Source organism: Bradyrhizobium sp. BRP19 (assembly GCF_020194195.1).
GTDB lineage: Bacteria > Pseudomonadota > Alphaproteobacteria > Rhizobiales > Xanthobacteraceae > Bradyrhizobium > Bradyrhizobium yuanmingense.
Genome location: NZ_JADYVZ010000002.1, coordinates 85,201 through 98,006 on the forward strand (window position 1 = coordinate 85,201; position 12,806 = coordinate 98,006).

The following is a 12,806-nucleotide window of genomic DNA, read 5'->3' on the forward strand; positions in this document are numbered from 1 at the left end:
CGCTTTTGGCATAAGGCTCTGGATCCCAGGAGACTGCCCGGCAATGACCCCTTCCCGCGACATTTCCCGCCTGATTGAGATCATGGCGGCGCTGCGCACGCCGGTGACCGGCTGCCCCTGGGACCTCGAGCAGGATTTTTCGACGATCGCGCCCTACACGATCGAGGAAGCCTATGAGGTGGTCGACGCCATCACCCGCGGCGATCTCGACGATCTCAGAGAGGAGCTTGGCGATCTCCTGCTCCAGGTGGTGTTCCACGCCCAGATGGCTTCTGAGCAGAACGCGTTCAATTTTGGTGACGTGGTCCTGGCCATCACCCGCAAGATGATCCGCCGTCATCCCCACGTCTTCGCCGACAAGGACGGCAATCTCGCCTCCTCCCACGTCAAGGAAGTCTGGGACCGCATCAAGGCGGAGGAGAAAGCCGAACGCGCCGCGCGCCGGCCGCCGGAGGAGGCGCCGACGCACAAGTCGCTGCTCTCGGGCGTGAAGGCCGGCCAGCCCGCGCTGACGCGTGCGATGGAGCTGCAGCGCAAGGCCTCCACCGTCGGCTTCGACTGGAACGACCCGCGCGCGGTGCTGCACAAGATCCGCGAGGAGGTCGACGAGATCGAGGCGGCATTGGACCGCAACGACAAGCAGGAGATTGCGGAAGAGACCGGCGACCTCATGTTCGCCCTCGTCAACCTCGCCCGCCATGTCGATGCCGATCCGGAGGCTGCGCTCCGCGCGACGAATGCAAAATTCGAGCGCCGTTTTGCCTATATCGAGCGGGCACTGGAGGCGCAGGGTCGGACGCTCGAGCAGGCGTCGCTGGCGGAGATGGATGCGCTGTGGAATGCCGCGAAAGTGGAGACGAAGGTGACTTCGGAGACGCGAACCGCGTAGTCCAGATGCGCGCCGGCCTCACGCCGGCAGATGTGGCACGGCGTCGAACCTGTTCACCACGATATCCCGCTTGGTCTCGTCCACCCGCACGGTCATGTCGAAGCGGCCCTCGTGCAGCTCCTTCGACAGCACCTCGGCATTGCGGTGCAGCCAGCTGATGCCGGCGCCGTCTGCGGCGTCGATGGAGAGATCGAGCGTTGTCCGTTTCGCCGCGAGCCGCTGCTCGATCGCGGCGAGCAGAGCGTCGACGCCCTCGCCCGACACGGCTGAGACCAGCATCGCCGGATGATCCTCCGGCCTGCGCGCGACGATGTTGAGCAGCTCTTCGCGTTGCTCGGGGTCGAAACGGTCGATCTTGTTCCAGACCTCGATGATGCGGCCGGAATCATCAGGGTTGATGCCGAGCTGGCGCAGCACCGCATCGACGTCGCTCTGCTGCGCCTCGGCATCTTCATGCGAGATGTCGCGGACATGCAGGATGACATCGGCTTCCAGCACCTCCTCCAGCGTGGCGCGGAAGGCGGCGACGAGCTGCGTCGGCAGGTTGGAGATGAAGCCGACGGTATCCGAGAGCATCGCCTTGCCGCCATGCGGCAGGTTGAGCGCCCGCAAGGTGGGATCGAGCGTCGCAAACAACATGTCGGCCGCCTGCACGTCGGCGCGGGTCAGGCGATTGAACAGCGTCGACTTGCCGGCATTGGTGTAGCCGACCAGCGCGACGACACGATACGGCACGCGTTGACGGCCGGCGCGATGCAGACGCCGCGTCGCCTGCACCTTTTTCAGCTCGCTCTCCAGCTTGGAGATGCGCTCCTGGATCAGGCGGCGGTCGGCCTCGATCTGCGTCTCGCCGGGGCCGCCCATGAAGCCGAAACCGCCGCGCTGGCGTTCGAGATGGGTCCAGGAGCGCACCAGGCGCGAACGCTGGTAGTTGAGATGCGCAAGCTCGACCTGCAGCGAGCCTTCCCGGGTCTTGGCGCGGCGGCCGAAGATTTCGAGAATGAGCCCGGTGCGGTCGAGCACCTTGGCATGCCATTCCTTTTCGAGATTGCGCTGCTGGATCGGCGACAATGCGCAATCCATCACCACGAGCTCGACCTCGAGGGTCTTGATCAGCCCGGCGATCTCCTCGACCTTGCCTTTGCCGATATAGGTCGCGGGGCGGATCTGGCTGACCGGCGCGACGATGGCATCGGCAATGACGAGATCGATCGCACGTGCGAGGCCCGCGGCTTCATCGAGCCGGGCCTCGGTATCGCGCAAAGCATGAGTCTCCGATTGCGCGTCGGCGCTGCCCGCGCGCACGCGCAAGTAGGGGCCGATGACAAGCACCCGCCCCGTCTGCGTAGCCCCTGCCGACCGCGGACGGTCGGCATCCCCGTCGAAATTCCGGGGTTCCAATCAGGTCACTCTCAAGCCGGCTGGTCCTCGCCGCCTTCGAACAACTGAATCGGAGCGCCCGGCATGATGGTCGAAATCGCATGCTTGTAGACCAGCTGCGAATGACCGTCGCGCCGAAGCAGCAAACAGAAATTGTCGAACCAGGTCACGATGCCCTGGAGCTTCACTCCGTTGACCAGAAAGATCGTCAGTGGCGTCTTGGTTTTGCGAACGTGATTAAGGAAGGTGTCCTGTAGGTTTTGTGCGCGGTCTGCCGCCATTGTTTTTTTCTCGCTTTGAGTTTCTTTTTATTGCGCCGGATGCGGCCCTCTTTGTGGAGTTCGGGGCTTCCTCCGGTTGCCGTCCTTCATGAGATCCCCCTCGGAAGGAACAGCGGTTCGATTAGAGGACAGGTCGGGATATTAGGCAAGCCGCTTGAAGCGGCAGGCGTGGCCCTATTGCCCCGAAAAATTACGGAAATCGATGATTTTCTTTGCCTATTCCCGAGATGCCGCCGCAGCGTCGCAGCATTAGCCGACGCCGAGCGCTTTCAACTTCCGGTGCAAGGCCGAACGTTCCATGCCAACGAACTCGGCCGTTCGAGAAATATTTCCTGAGAAACGGCTGATCTGTGCAATCAAATAGTCGCGCTCGAACACCTCGCGTGCTTCGCGCAGCGGCAGGCCCATGATGTGCTCGCCATTGTTGCTGGTCGGCATCGCCGGCACCATCGAGCCGACATCCTGCGGCAGCATGTCGGCGGTGATGATGACTTCCGGCCCGCCGGCGGCCAGAATCATGACTCTTTCAACGTTGTTGCGGAGCTGGCGCACATTGCCGGGCCAGACATGCGATTGCAGCACCGCCATTGCGTCCTGACCGATCTGGCGCTTGGGCAGGCCGCTGCCGGCCGAGATCTGCTCCATGAAATAATCGATCAGTTCCGGAATGTCCTCGCGCCGCTCCGACAGTGCGGGCACGCGGATCGGCACCACCGAGAGCCGGTGGTAGAGGTCCTCGCGGAAACGGCCGGCCGCGATCTCCTCCTCGAGATTGCGGGCGGTCGATGAGATGATGCGCACGTCGACCTGCACCTTGGCGGTGCCGCCGACGCGCTGGAACGACTGCTCCACCAGCACGCGCAGGATCTTGTTCTGGGTCTCGCGCGGCATATCCGCGATCTCGTCGATGAACAGCGTGCCGCCATGCGCCTCTTCGAGCGCGCCGGGCTTGCGCGGTTGCTCGCCATTGGACTGCTCGACGCCAAACAGCTCATGCTCCATTCGCTCGGGCGTGATCGCGGCGGCGTTGATGACGACGAACGGACCGTCGGCGCGGCCCGAAGCGGTATGCAGCGTGCGCGCGGTCAGCTCCTTGCCGGCGCCGGCGGGGCCGACGATCAGGATGCGGCTGTTGGCCTTGGCCGCCCGCTCGATGGTCTGGCGCAGCTGGTTCATGCTGGGCGAGCGGCCGACGAGCTGGCTGGCGCTCGGGGCGAGCTGCTTCAGCTCCTTGACCTCGCGCTTCAGCCGCGAGTTCTCCAGCGCTCTGGTCGCGACCAGGATGAGGCGGTCGGCCTTGAACGGCTTCTCGATGAAGTCGTAGGCGCCGCGCTTGATCGCGGCGACCGCGGTCTCGATGTTGCCGTGGCCGGAGATCATCACGACGGGCAGATCGGCATTGTCCTTCTTGACCTGCTCCAGGAGCTGCAGGCCGTCGAGCTTGGAGCCTTGCAGCCAGATGTCGAGAAACACCAGATGCGGCCTGCGATTGGCGATCTCGGCGAGCGCCGTGTCGCTGTCACGCGCGGTCCTGGTGACGAACCCCTCGTCTTCGAGAATGCCTGCAACGAGATCGCGAATATCGGCTTCGTCATCGACAATCAGAATTTCACTTGCCATGGATCGCGCCTGTCTTGTCAGCTGCCTGTTGAGGCTTCGATTTTGGTTGAATCATTGGTCTTTTCAGCCGGCTCTTTGGTTCCGGCGGCCGGCTCTTTTGTTGCCTGGGTCGCGACGGATTCCGTCGCCGTTTGCGTGATGTCGGGCTTGGAGGTTGTCCCAGTCGCACCGTTGACCGTCGGCACTTGCTCTGTTGTCGCGGACTTCGCGGGTTGCCCCGACACGGCAAAGCGCATGCGCATCCAGGCGCCGCGCTGGCCTGGGCGGAAGTCGGAGGCGTCCTTCAGCTCGATCCGCCCGCCATGGTCTTCCAGCACGCGCCCGACGATCGCAAGCCCCAGCCCGGTGCCCTTGGCACGCGTGGTAACGTAGGGCTCGAGCAGACGCGAGCGCGCGACCTTGGGCAGGCCGATGCCGTTGTCGATGACGTCGATCAGCACGTCGTCGCCCTCGCGCGACACCACGACGTCGATACGCCCCTTGCCGAGCTCCTCGGGCGGGACCTGCTCGATCGCCTCGGTGGCGTTCTTGACGATGTTGGTGACCGCCTGCGAGATCAGGCGCCGATCGAACTGGGCGCGCAGCGGATCCTGCCTGAACTCGGCCTCGATGTCGATTTCGGGATGGGCGACCTTCATCAGGAACACGGCCTGGCGCACCGTGTCGGCGACGTCCTCGCCTTCCATCACGGGCTTCGGCATCCGCGCAAAGCGCGAGAACTCGTCGACCATGCGCCTGATGTCGTCGACCTGGCGGACGATGGTATCGGTGCACTGGTCGAAGATCTGCTTGTCCTTGGTCTCGGTGATGTCCTTGCCGAACTTGCGGCGGATGCGCTCGGCCGAGAGCTGGATCGGCGTCAGCGGGTTCTTGATCTCATGCGCAATGCGGCGCGCCACGTCGCCCCAGGCCGAGGTACGCTGCGCCGAGACCAGCTCGGTGATGTCGTCGAGCGTGATGATATAGCTGTCGTGCGGCTGGTTCTTCTCGGCGCTGACGCGGACCGACAGGTTGCGCTCGGTGCCGTCACGGGTGATCGTGATCTGGCCCTGCACCAGGCGCTGGGTCCCTTCCCGCGCCGTCTTCATCATCTCGTCGAGCTCGGGCAGCACGTCGGAGAGCGGATGGCCGAGCGTCTCGGCTTCGGAGTGCCCGATCAGTTTCTCTGCGGAGCGGTTGAGGATGCCGACACTGCCGGACGCGTCGACGCCGATGATGCCGGCGCTCGCGGACGACAGCACCGCCTCGATGAAGCGGCGGCGGCTGTCGATGAGATCGCTGGCATTGACCAGCTCGTCGCGCTGGCTGCGCAATTCCTGCGTCATCTTGTTGAAGGTCTCGCCCAGCTGGGCGAGGTCGCCCTCCGACTGGTGCACCGGCACCTGGACGTGCAGGTCGCCGGTCGAAACTGTATGTGCCGCGTTCATCAGCCGCCGGATCGGCGAGACCAGCGAGTTGGCGAAGTTGAGACCGATCAGCACCGAAGCCATGAGGATGGTCAGCGCGATCACCGCGAACATCAGCGCGAAGGCGACCTGGATACCGAGCCGGCGCGATTCGATCTGGGCGTATTCGGCGACGCTGACCTCGGTCTGCTTGAGCTGATTGACGACATTCGGATCAAGCGGCCTGGCGACATAGAGAAAGGTGTCGTTGAAGGCGCGCAGGCGGATCACCGCAGCAACGAAGCTCGCATCGGGAAGGACCGCGATCTCGGGCTCGTTCTCGTTGACGTTGCTGAGAAAGTCCGGCGCGGGCGGCGAATAAGCGAGCCGCATGCCGGTGTCGGCGGACTCCAGGATGTTGGTGTTCTTGTCAATGATCATCGCGCCCGGCAGGTTGCGCGACGCGGCGCTCGCTGTCAGCATCTCGCGGAACGAGCGGCGGTCCTGGTCGTAGAGCGGCCGGGCATGGGCGATGTCGTTGGCCATGCCGAGAATGTCGCCGCGGATCAGCTGGGCATGGTCCTGCATATAGGCCCGCGCGATCGTCAGCGAGTTCTGGATCACCTCCTTGGTCGGCCCGGAGAACAGCCGGTCGAGGCCGCGCTCGATGGTGACGTTGGCGACGACGGCGACCAGCACCGCCGGCAGCACCGCCACGATCGAGAACAGGCTGACGATCTGGACGTGGAGACGCGCCGCCGCCCTGCCCCGCCGCCGCGCCAGGATCAGCTGCCAGAGTTCCCGGATGATGATCCCGACCAGCAGCAGGATCGTGGCGGCATTGATCAGATAAAATGTGCGGACCACCGCGGGCGTCGGCTCGATCGTGCTCAGACCCGTCAGGACCAGGAAGGTCAGGAAGGCCGACAACAGCGCCAGCGCTACGGCAAAGGGTGCCAGCCAGCGTCGCACCGACCAACGCCGGGGCTCTTCCGCTGGGGCCGTGTCAAAGTGTGCGGCCGAGGTATCTGCGCTGGTCATTCCGGCAATGATGCTGAAAACGGGTCCGCGGACGCGCGGATACTGATGTATTCGTACCACATTGTTGCCGAATTGCGACAATTCCGCGGCGTGTTCGCCCTGGCGGACCCGCGCAATCCACAGGCACATGCCGCCTGGGCGGAACGGATTCCCGCCGTCCCGGCTTAATCCGCATGGATAGGATCTTTCTCGCGACGATGGTTTCGGCCGTTCTGCTGCTGATCGTGGCCGCCGACCTCCTGGTCAACGGCCTCGGCCTTCAGCAGCCGCCGCTGAATGTCGCGAGCGTGGTGCCAGCCTCCGGCGGACTGGTCAGATAGGCGCAATGGCCGCGCTGCGGCCGACGACCAATTTGAATGTGCGGGCGGAACATTAGAGTCCCGTCAGGACTTGTGCTCACCGCGTCAGCCACAACGGCCAGCGCGATCCGGACAGGCTCAGCTCTGCCTTGGTAGGGGGAGCTGAGCCACCGGTCCGCGCTAGCGCGTTTGGCGTTCGTCGCAAGAAAGTCAGCCCCCGCTCCGATACACCTGGATGTCGAGATCCCGGATCTTCTTCCGCAGCGTGTTGCGGTTGAGGCCGAGCAGGTCCGCGGCGCGGATCTGGTTGCCACGCGTGGCGGCGAGCGCGGCCGTGAGCAGCGGCACCTCGATCTCCTTGAGGATACGGTGATAGAGGCCGGGCGGCGGCACGCCGTTCGGGAAGCCCTGGAAGTGCGAGGACAGATACGCCTCCACGGCGCCGCCGAGATTGTCGACCCCCTGCTGGACCGCAGCCCCCGGGCTGACCGAGGGCGGCGCGAGCTCGCCGTCGATGACGGAGGACGTGATCACGTCCTGCGGATAGAGCGCGGCGAGCCGCCGGGCGAGGTTTTCCAACTCGCGCACGTTGCCGGGCCAGCGGTGCTGCTTCAGCCGCTCCAGCGCCAGCGTGTCGAGCTTCTTCGGCGGCAGACCGTCCTTCTCGGCCAGCGTGAAGAAGTGCCGCACGAGATCCGGCAGGTCCTCGATGCGCTCGCGCAAGGGCGGCAGCCGCAGCGGGACGACGTTGAGGCGGAAGAACAGGTCTTCGCGGAACAGGCCCTGCTGGATCAGCACGCGCAGGTCCTTGTTGGACGCCGCGACGATGCGCACGTCGGTCTTGATCGGGGTACGGCCGCCGACGGTGGTGTATTCGCCCTGCTGCAGCACGCGCAGCAGGCGGGTCTGCGCCTCCATCGGCATGTCGCCGATCTCGTCGAGGAACAGCGTGCCGCCCTCGGCCTGCTCGAACCGGCCGGAGGCGCGGGTGTTGGCGCCGGTAAAGGCACCGCGCTCGTGGCCGAACAATTCGGACTCGATGAGATCGCGCGGGATCGCCGCCATGTTGACCGCGACAAAGGGGCCGTTGCGGCGCTTGCCGTAATCGTGCAGCGCTCGCGCCACCAGTTCCTTGCCGGTTCCGGACTCACCCGTGATCATCACGGTGAGATCGGTCTGCATCAGGCGCGCCAGCACGCGGTAGATTTCCTGCATCGCCGGCGAGCGGCCGACCAGCGGGATCGCCTCCATCTCGGCGTCCTCGTCCGGCGACGAGGTCCGCTCCTTCGGCTCGGCGAGCGCGCGGCCGACGATGGCGATCAGTTCCTTCAGGTCGAAGGGCTTTGGCAGATATTCGTAAGCCCCGCGCTCGGAGGCGCGGATCGCCGTCATGAAGGTGTTCTGCGCGCTCATGACGATGACGGGCAGGTTCGGCCGCATCTTCTTGATCCGCGGCAACAGGTCGAAGGCGTTTTCGTCCGGCATCACCACATCGGTGATGACGAGATCGCCCTCGCCCTGGCTGACCCAGCGCCACAGCGTTGCGGCATTGCCGGTCAGCCGCACTTCGTAACCGGCGCGGGACAGTGCCTGATTGAGAACGGTGCGGATGGCGGTATCGTCATCGGCTACGAGAATGCTACCTGCGGGCATCGTTGATCCTCATTTTGCCCCCTGTGACGCAGGCGACGACTTCCCGGCAGAGCCGTCGCGACTGCTTTGATCGGCGTGTTTGACCGATGTGGAATACATCGGCATCAGCACGCGGAAGGTGGTCTTGCGCGGCTGAGATTCGCATTCGATGATGCCCCCGTGATCGCCGACGATCTTGGCGACCAGCGCAAGGCCGAGACCCGAGCCGGTCTGCTTGGTGGTCACGAAGGGATCGAACAGGTTGGGCAGAAGATCGTCGGGCACGCCGGGTCCGTTGTCCTTCACACAGAATTCGAGCGGAAGGGATACCCGCGATTTTTGACCGGGGACTGACAGGCGCACACCGGGTCGGAACGCGGTGGTGAGCTGGATCTCGGCATCGGGCACGTCGATCAGCGCTTCGGCGGCGTTCTTCACGAGATTGAGGAACACCTGGATCAGCTGGTCCTGGTTCGCCAGCACCGGCGGCAGCGAGGGATCGTAATCCTCGACGAAGCGGATGTTGCGGGCAAAGCCCGACTGCGCCAGCCGCTTGACGTGATCGAGCACCGAATGGATGTTGACGGGGCCGCGCACCACGGGGCGCTCGTCGCCGAACACCTCCATGCGGTCGACCAGCGTCACGATGCGGTCGGCCTCGTCGCAGATCAGCCGCGTCAGCATGCGGTCCTCGGACGAGGCCTGCTGCTCGAGCAGCTGCGCTGCGCCGCGAATGCCCGAAAGCGGATTCTTGATTTCATGCGCGAGCATTGCTGCTAGCGCTATCACCGAGCGCGCTGCGCTGCGATGGGTGAGCTGCCGATCCATCTTGTCGGCGATGGTGCGCTCCTGCAGCATCACGACGATATGGCCGGGCCGCTCGGTGAGTGGAGCCACGTGCAGGTCGACCTGGCGGTCGCCGCCCATGCGCGGCGTGCCGAGATCGACCTTGTATTCGTTGACCGGCGCGTTCGAGGAGCGCACTTGGTCGATCAGCGCCAGCAACGGGCTGCCGAACGGCACCAGCTCCTTTAGCGACTGCCGTTTCAGGAATTGCGTGGAGATCTCGAAGAATGCCTCGGTGGCGATGTTGGCGGCGACGATCTTGCCGTCGGGCCCGATCATGAGCACGGGGTTGGGCAAAGCATCCAGGATTGCGTCGCTGTCGGACTGAAGCGGCCGACGATGTTCAGCGGCTGAACTCATGCAGCAGCGCTCCATGCGAAGTCGTCGAAGGCGTCTTGCAGTGCATCGTGAACGAGGCGCGGATCCTCCGAGACCAGGATCTTCTGCCGCCAGGATTTCAGCTTCTCGGCCGGCGCACGGCTCGCCTGCGCTGCGACGTCGAGCGCCCAGCCCAGATGCTTGCGGGCGTGCCTCAGTCCGATGCGCAGGCCATAGAGCGCACAAACGCCGTCATAGAGCGTGCGGACATAATGCAGCTGCGTTTGGAGCGAGGGCACGGCTTCCTCGGCCCCGCCGTTCAGACGGCGGCCGATCTGGCCCGGCAGCCAGGGCTGGCCCTGCGCGCCGCGGCCGATCATCACGGCGTCGGCGCCCGAGGCGTCCAATGCCGCCAGCGCCTTCTCGTAGGAGGTGATGTCGCCGTTGACGACGAGCGGAAGGGAGGTGGCCTCGCGCACGGCGCGGATCGCATCCCAATCGGCCTCGCCCTTGTAGAACTGGCAGCGGGTGCGGCCGTGCACGGTGACGAGCTTGATTCCGGCGGCCTCGGCACGTCGCGCCAGCTCCGGCGCGTTGCGGCTGCGGTCGTCCCAACCGAGGCGCATCTTCAGCGTCACCGGCACCTTCACCGCCGCGATCGTCGCTTCGATCAGGCTGACGGCATGGTCGAGGTCGCGCATCAAGGCCGAGCCGGACTGGCCGCCGGTGACGTGTCGGGCGGGACAGCCCATGTTGATGTCGATGATATCGGCGCCTTCCGCTTCGGCGATCCGGGCGCCTTCGGCCATCCAATGCATCTCGCAGCCGGCGAGCTGGACCACATGCGGGCCGATGCCAGTGGCTTCGCAGCGCAACCGGGACATCCGGTGGCCATTGGCGAGCTCATCGCTCGCGGTCATTTCAGACACAACGAGACCAGCCCCAAGCTCGGCGGCCAGCCGGCGGACGGGCGAGTCAGTCACACCCGACATCGGCGCCAGGAAGACCGGGGTGGCGACTTCAATATCGCCTATTTTCAACGGCTTAGAGCCTGATACTGCCGAGCCGGTCACAGGGGTCCCGTTGACTGGGCAGGGCCTCATCGCGCCTGCCATGATCTATCTTGCGCACAATTCTTGTGCAGTCAAGCGTCATGCCTACAGTTTAGACAGTTCTGTAGATCTTTCAAGTGCAGTGCAGCAAAATGCTGTTTCCCACAATCCGGGGAAACCCCCTTTTTTTGCGGGCCTGCCGTGCTAGAGGCATGCCGGCAAATCACCCCCTGCTCTTTCATTAGCAATTGAGTATTTGAGTCCTATGGCGAAATCACAGCGCACCGCGGTCGTCCTCGTCGCAGCCGGGCGTGGACTGCGCGCCGGCGCCGGCGGGCCGAAGCAATATCGCGAGATCGGCGGCGTGCCCGTGATCCGCCGCGCCATGGAAGCCTTCAGCGGTCACACTGAGGTGTTCGCGGTGCAGCCGGTGGTGAACCCCGACGACAGCGCCATGTTCACCGCAGCGGTCGCAGGGCTCAGGCACGAGCCACCGACCAATGGCGGCGCGACGCGGCAGGCTTCGGTGCTCGCCGGCCTCGAAGCGCTGGCCAAGCACAATCCGGACATCGTGCTGATCCACGACGCCGCGCGCCCCTTCGTCTCGGAAGGCGTGATCTCGCGCGCGATCGAGGCGGCGAGCCGCACCGGCGCTGCGATCCCCACCGTTGCCGTCACCGACACCATCAAGGTCACCGGCGAAAGCGGCAACGTCGAGGCCACGCCGGAGCGCGCTTCCTTGCGGATCGCACAGACGCCGCAATCCTTTCGTTTCGACGTCATCCTCGAGGCGCATCGTCGTGCGGCAAGGGATGGACGCTCGGATTTCACCGACGATGCCGCGATTGCCGAATGGGCAGGATTGACGGTTGCAACCTTTGAAGGCGATGTTGCCAACATGAAGCTCACAACTCCCGAGGATTTCGTGCGCGAGGAAGCGCGCCTGGCCGCCCAGCTCGGCGACATCAGGACCGGCACCGGCTACGACGTGCACGCCTTCGGCGAAGGCGACCATGTCATGATCTGCGGCGTGCGCGTGCCGCACACCAAGGGTTTCCTGGCTCATTCCGACGGCGATGTCGGCCTGCATGCGCTGGTCGACGCAATTCTCGGCGCTCTCGCCGACGGCGACATCGGCTCGCACTTCCCGCCGAGCGATGCGAAGTGGAAGGGCGCCTCCTCCGACCAGTTCCTGAAATATGCCATCGAGCGCGTCGCAGCGCGCGGCGGCCGCGTCGCCAATCTCGAGGTCACGCTGATCTGCGAGCGGCCGAAGATCGGCCCGTTGCGCGACACCATGCGGGCGCGCATCGCCGAGATCTCCGACGTCGACATCTCGCGCATCGCAGTGAAGGCGACCACCAGCGAGCGGCTCGGCTTCACCGGCCGCGAGGAAGGCATCGCGGCGACCGCGAGCGCCACCATCCGCCTTCCCTGGGGCGTCTAGGCCATGGGCGGCAGCGACGCACGCGCCCTCTCCCGCTCGCTGCTCGATCTGTGCCGGATGCGCAAGCTGACGATCGCAACGGCCGAATCCTGCACCGGCGGTCTCGTCGCGGGCGCACTGACTGACATCCCGGGCTCGTCCGATGTCATCGACCGCGGCTTCGTCACCTATTCCAACGAGGCCAAGCGCGCGATGCTTGGCGTCGAGGCGAGCACGTTGGCCAATTTCGGCGCCGTAAGCAAGGAGACCGCGACCGCAATGGCAATCGGTGCGCTTGAGCGCGCCGATGTCGATCTCGCGGTCGCCATCACCGGCATCGCCGGCCCGGGCGGCGCCACGCCCGGCAAGCCGGTCGGTCTCGTGCACTTCGCCGCCGCCGCGCGCGACGGCCGCATCATCCACCGCGAGCACCGCTTCGGCGCCATCGGCCGCAGCGCGGTGCGCGCCCGCTCCGTGGTCGAGGCGCTGCGCATGCTGATGGATCTGGCCCGCGGCCCGCAAGTCGCGGCCAAGCCGCAGCGCACCGCCGCCAGCCGCCTGCGCCCGCGTGTGACGCGCTCACCGCGCCGGCATGTGGTGAAACGCAGGCCGCCACGTCCGCCGCGGGGATAAATCG

Annotated in this window: 11 protein-coding genes; 4 read left to right on the top strand and 7 right to left on the bottom strand. The window is 65.4% G+C overall.

The window, feature by feature from the left end; translation table 11 throughout:
• The first annotated feature begins 43 nt into the window (after positions 1-43).
• A complete protein-coding gene (gene mazG / locus I6F36_RS06085) occupies positions 44-889 on the top strand; it encodes a nucleoside triphosphate pyrophosphohydrolase (protein ID WP_225125412.1) in 846 nt (281 codons plus the stop codon).
• A gap of 18 nt (positions 890-907) precedes the next feature.
• Here mazG and hflX read toward each other — a convergent pair whose 3' ends face one another.
• The 4 genes from hflX to I6F36_RS06105 all read right to left on the bottom strand — a co-directional run bounded on the left by hflX (position 908) and on the right by I6F36_RS06105 (position 6,596).
• Positions 908-2,290, bottom strand: a complete 1,383-nt coding sequence (gene hflX, locus I6F36_RS06090; protein WP_225125413.1) for a GTPase HflX — start codon at positions 2,288-2,290, stop codon at positions 908-910.
• Between the two features lie 11 nt (positions 2,291-2,301).
• Entirely contained in the window at positions 2,302-2,550 is a 249-nt protein-coding gene (hfq, locus tag I6F36_RS06095) for an RNA chaperone Hfq (protein WP_007591126.1), read from the bottom strand.
• 249 nt (positions 2,551-2,799) lie between these two features.
• The gene (locus I6F36_RS06100) at positions 2,800-4,170 is read right to left on the bottom strand and encodes a sigma-54 dependent transcriptional regulator (protein ID WP_036039494.1); all 1,371 of its coding nucleotides are present in this window, start codon (positions 4,168-4,170) and stop codon (positions 2,800-2,802) included.
• Between the two features lie 17 nt (positions 4,171-4,187).
• Positions 4,188-6,596 (bottom strand): PAS domain-containing sensor histidine kinase, encoded by a 2,409-nt coding sequence (locus I6F36_RS06105; protein WP_225171121.1) that lies wholly within the window; start codon positions 6,594-6,596, stop codon positions 4,188-4,190.
• A 173-nt stretch (positions 6,597-6,769) separates the two neighbouring features.
• Here I6F36_RS06105 and I6F36_RS06110 point away from each other — a divergent pair, with 173 nt between their 5' ends.
• Positions 6,770-6,916 carry a hypothetical protein gene (locus tag I6F36_RS06110; RefSeq protein WP_167361662.1) on the top strand — a complete coding sequence of 49 codons (147 nt, stop codon included), beginning with the start codon at positions 6,770-6,772 and terminating at the stop codon, positions 6,914-6,916.
• Between the two features lie 189 nt (positions 6,917-7,105).
• On the opposite strand, the gene ntrC is transcribed toward I6F36_RS06110, so the two are convergent.
• Genes ntrC through dusB form a run of 3 tightly spaced genes read right to left on the bottom strand, consistent with a single transcriptional unit; the run spans position 7,106 to position 10,731 of the window.
• Positions 7,106-8,548 carry a nitrogen regulation protein NR(I) gene (gene ntrC, locus I6F36_RS06115; protein WP_035999368.1) on the bottom strand — a complete coding sequence of 481 codons (1,443 nt, stop codon included), beginning with the start codon at positions 8,546-8,548 and terminating at the stop codon, positions 7,106-7,108.
• A 9-nt stretch (positions 8,549-8,557) separates the two neighbouring features.
• A complete protein-coding gene (locus I6F36_RS06120; protein WP_035999469.1) occupies positions 8,558-9,733 on the bottom strand; it encodes a nitrogen regulation protein NR(II) in 1,176 nt (391 codons plus the stop codon).
• The gene (gene dusB, locus I6F36_RS06125; protein WP_085968735.1) at positions 9,730-10,731 is read right to left on the bottom strand and encodes a tRNA dihydrouridine synthase DusB; all 1,002 of its coding nucleotides are present in this window, start codon (positions 10,729-10,731) and stop codon (positions 9,730-9,732) included. The genes I6F36_RS06120 and dusB overlap by 4 nt, the downstream gene beginning before the upstream one ends.
• A gap of 277 nt (positions 10,732-11,008) precedes the next feature.
• Here dusB and I6F36_RS06130 point away from each other — a divergent pair, with 277 nt between their 5' ends.
• Together I6F36_RS06130 and I6F36_RS06135 are read left to right on the top strand one after the other, a co-directional pair.
• A complete protein-coding gene (locus I6F36_RS06130; RefSeq protein ID WP_225171122.1) occupies positions 11,009-12,190 on the top strand; it encodes a bifunctional 2-C-methyl-D-erythritol 4-phosphate cytidylyltransferase/2-C-methyl-D-erythritol 2,4-cyclodiphosphate synthase in 1,182 nt (393 codons plus the stop codon).
• 3 nt (positions 12,191-12,193) lie between these two features.
• Positions 12,194-12,802, top strand: a complete 609-nt coding sequence (locus I6F36_RS06135; RefSeq protein ID WP_035999375.1) for a CinA family protein — start codon at positions 12,194-12,196, stop codon at positions 12,800-12,802.
• Positions 12,803-12,806: the final 4 nt, after the last annotated feature.

Bases quoted from the DNA above. Each gene is read 5' to 3' on its own strand.
- mazG (WP_225125412.1), top strand. From the start codon at position 44: ATGACCCCTTCCCGCGACATTTCCCGCCTGATTGAGATCATGGCGGCG.
- hfq (WP_007591126.1), bottom strand. From the start codon at position 2,550: ATGGCGGCAGACCGCGCACAAAACCTACAGGACACCTTCCTTAATCAC.
- I6F36_RS06100 (WP_036039494.1), bottom strand. From the start codon at position 4,170: ATGGCAAGTGAAATTCTGATTGTCGATGACGAAGCCGATATTCGCGAT.
- I6F36_RS06105 (WP_225171121.1), bottom strand. From the start codon at position 6,596: ATGACCAGCGCAGATACCTCGGCCGCACACTTTGACACGGCCCCAGCG.
- I6F36_RS06110 (WP_167361662.1), top strand. From the start codon at position 6,770: ATGGATAGGATCTTTCTCGCGACGATGGTTTCGGCCGTTCTGCTGCTG.
- ntrC (WP_035999368.1), bottom strand. From the start codon at position 8,548: ATGCCCGCAGGTAGCATTCTCGTAGCCGATGACGATACCGCCATCCGC.
- I6F36_RS06120 (WP_035999469.1), bottom strand. From the start codon at position 9,733: ATGAGTTCAGCCGCTGAACATCGTCGGCCGCTTCAGTCCGACAGCGAC.
- I6F36_RS06130 (WP_225171122.1), top strand. From the start codon at position 11,009: ATGGCGAAATCACAGCGCACCGCGGTCGTCCTCGTCGCAGCCGGGCGT.
- I6F36_RS06135 (WP_035999375.1), top strand. From the start codon at position 12,194: ATGGGCGGCAGCGACGCACGCGCCCTCTCCCGCTCGCTGCTCGATCTG.